The organism is Thalassobacterium maritimum (assembly GCF_031127805.1).
Lineage (GTDB): Bacteria > Verrucomicrobiota > Verrucomicrobiia > Opitutales > Coraliomargaritaceae > Thalassobacterium > Thalassobacterium maritimum.
The window spans coordinates 1-344 of sequence record NZ_JARXHW010000287.1 but is presented as its reverse complement, the minus strand read 5'-3'; the positions used below and the strand labels follow the sequence as shown (position 1 = coordinate 344).

1 protein-coding gene is annotated in these 344 nt (G+C 54.1%); it reads left to right on the top strand.

Annotation, left to right across the window (positions count from 1 at the left end; translation table 11 throughout):
• Positions 1 to 344 (top strand): transposase (locus QEH52_RS20960; protein ID WP_486679460.1); only part of this gene is annotated, 344 nt, incomplete at both ends.

The window sequence follows — 344 nt, the reverse complement described above, 5'->3', positions numbered from 1 at the left end:
TGTGTGATGTCGAATCACTTTCACGTGCTCTTGCGTGTGCCGGATCGTCAGCAGGTGGATGATGCTGAATTGATGCGCCGCTATCAGGTGCTGTACCCGAAGCCTACCAAGTATCAGGCGGATTCGGTCAAGGTGCTGCGCTCTCACTTGCAAGCGGACTCTGAAGAGGCGCAGCAGTTGCGTGCGAAATTGTTGGCGCGGATGGGCGATGTCTCTGAATATATGAAGGCGGTGAAGCAGCGCTTTTCAGTCTGGTTTAATCGTAATCATAAGCGCTATGGCACTCTGTGGGCGGACCGTTTTAAGTCGGTCTTGGTCGAGGGGCATGGCAATCCGCTGCAAAC